This window comes from Nostocoides australiense Ben110, assembly GCF_001050535.1.
GTDB lineage: Bacteria > Actinomycetota > Actinomycetes > Actinomycetales > Dermatophilaceae > Nostocoides_A > Nostocoides_A australiense.
On the sequence record NZ_HG764815.1, the window covers coordinates 4,002,956 to 4,005,718 of the forward strand.

2 protein-coding genes are annotated in these 2,763 nt (G+C 71.9%); both read left to right on the forward strand.

Annotated elements, in window-relative coordinates:
- Positions 1-938: tyrosine-type recombinase/integrase (locus tag BN11_RS19780; RefSeq protein WP_048700109.1), on the forward strand; the 938-nt coding region annotated here is incomplete at its 5' end.
- The coding region (locus BN11_RS19785; protein WP_048700111.1) for a tyrosine-type recombinase/integrase at positions 904-2,763 on the forward strand (1,860 nt) is incomplete at its 3' end. The genes BN11_RS19780 and BN11_RS19785, both read left to right, overlap by 35 nt.

Sequence of the window (2,763 nt, forward strand, 5' to 3'; positions counted from 1 at the left end):
GGTACGGGCTGCTCGCGTTCGCGCGGTGGCTCGCCGCGTCGGGGTTGAGCGTGGAAGCGGTGGGCACGTGCGAGGTGCTCGACTTCCTCGCAGCGTGCCGTCAAGAGTCGGTTCGGGGACGTCCGGGCCCGAACGTGCTGGACCTGAACGGCAACCGGACTGACCGGCTCGCGCCGGCCTCGATCAACCTGCGCCTTGCGGCTGTGACCGGCCTGTACGAGTACCGGGCGATGAGCGATCCCAGCTGCTCGTCGCCGATCCCGAAGGGGCGCCCCTCGTCGTGGTTCGCCCAGGGCGAGCGGTCCGGGCTGCTCGGCCACACCAAGCGGCGGCCCGCGCCGCGTTCGCGGCTGTGGGTGCGCACCCCGCGCCGGCTGCCGCGGGGGCTGGACGCTGGCGAGGTGACCCGCCTGCTCGGCGGGCTACGCACCCGCCGGGACCTGGCCATGGCCGGGCTGATGCTCTACTGCGGGCTGCGCTCGTGTGAGGTTCTCGCCCTGCAGGTCGCCGATGTCGACATCGGCGGTCGCTGGCTGACCGTGCACGGCAAGGGCGGCAAGGACCGCCGGGTCCCCCTCGACCGGGACGTCGCCGCCGTGCTGAACGCGTACTTGCTGACCGAGCGCCCGGACAGCGACGCGTCTGCGTTGTTCCTCGTCGCGAAGGGCCCCACGACGGGGCGGCCGCTGACCCCGGCCGGGTTGCGGACCATCTTCCGTTACCACCGGGCCACCTCCGGCGTCCCGGCCGGGGCACCGCACGCGCTGCGGCACACGTTCGGGACCGCGCTGGCCGAGGCCGGGGTGGACCTGGCCGTGATGCAGGCGCTGCTCGGGCACGCGCATGTCGACACCACGGCCCGTTACATCCACTTCGCCCCGACCCACGTGAAAGCCGAATACGATGCCGCGCGCAGCCGTCAACGCCAAAACCGTTGAGCCTCGGCACGAGCCACCTGCCGAGGTACTCGCCGCGTACCACGCCCACCAGGCGCGGACCGGGCGAGGCAACACCGCGTTCACGTACTGGGCCAAGACGTTCCTGCGGCGATGGCCGGTGGTGCGCGCCTGGGAGCACGAGCCGCTGGCGGTGCAGCTGACCGCGAACAGCGGCACCCGCCCGTTCATCACGTTCCTGCTCGTCACCGGACGGCTCCACCCGAGCTGGGAGTACCTGGTGCACCGCAAGTTCTCCTCGATCTGGCGCGACGTGCCCGGCACCGTCATCGGGCAGGACCTCGCGGCGTTCATCACCGCCGCCCGCGGCTGCGGGTACAGCCAGCGGGTCGCCTCGGCGATGGCCTCCCAGGTGATCGCCCGGGTGCTGTTCGCCACCGGCAAACGCCTGACCGACCTGGTCCACGACGACTTCGACGCCCTCGCGGTCGCCGGCCTCGCACGGCAGGCCGCGACCGGGCGCACCTGGAAGCACTACCGGGCCACCGCCACCGGCGCCAAGACCGTGCTGTACCACCACGGTGTGCTGCCTGCGCTGCCCGAGCCGTTCGAGCAGCGCTGGCCCTTCGCCCGGCGCCTGGCACACGTGCCGGAGCCGATGCACGCCATCCTGGTGCGCTACCTGCAGCACAAGTCCGTCACCTGCCGTCCCGCCACCGTCTCCTCGCTGGCCACCAGGCTGGCAGCGTTCGGCGCCTACCTCGCCGGGACCGACCCGGACGCGACCCCCGCGACGCTCGACCGGTGCCAGCACATCGAACCCTGGCTGGCCAGCCTGACCACCGCGGCGAACACCAAGGCCGGCGGGACCCTGTCCGTCCCGGAGCAGGCACGACGGATCCTGGCCGTCGCGAACTTCCTGACCGAGATCACCGAGTGGGGCTGGCCCGAGGCACCCACCCGGCGGCTGATGTTCCCCTCCGACAACCCGCGACTGCCCCAACCCCTACCGAGGTTCCTGCCACCAGACGCCGACCGACGCCTCACCGAGGCCCTCGAGGCCTCCCCGCACCGGCTCGCCGCCGACGCGCTGCTACTGCAACGCGCCTGCGGCCTGCGGATCGGGGAACTGCTCGACCTTGAGCTTGACGCCGTCATCGACCTACCCGGCTCCGGGTCCTGGCTCAAGGTGCCCCTGGGCAAGCTCGACACCGAACGGATGGTCCCCATCGACGCCCAGATCCTCGCGCTGATCGACCGGATCACCGCCGCACGCAGCCCCGGACGGCCGATCCCACACCCACGCACCGGACGGCCCGCGGACTTCCTGTTCACCGCGCACGGCCACCGCATCGGACAGAACCGGCTGCGCAAGGAGCTCGACCGCGCCGCGAAGAGCGCCGGCATCGGGCACGTCACCCCTCATCAGCTCCGACACACCTACGCCACCGCCCTGGTCAACGCCGGCGTCTCGTTGCAAGCACTGATGGCCATCCTCGGACACGTGTCAGCCGAAATGAGCCTGCGTTACGGGCACCTGTTCGACACCACCGTCCGTGCCGAGTACGAGCGCGCGCTGGAGCTGGCCAAGCAGACCATCGGCGCCCTGCCCACCCCGAGCGAGCCGACCTCGAGCGCAGGCGACGACTGGCGCACCACCGCGACCGTCAAAACCGCCCTCGCCGGCGGCTACTGCCTACGCGCCCCCGCCCAAGGCCCGTGCAGCTACGCGAACATCTGCGAACACTGCCCCAGCTTCCACACCACCACCACCTACCTGCCCGTGCTGACCGCGCAACGCGACGACGCAGCCGCCCTCGCCGCAGACGCCACCACCCGCGGCTGGGACGCCGAGACCGAACGACAC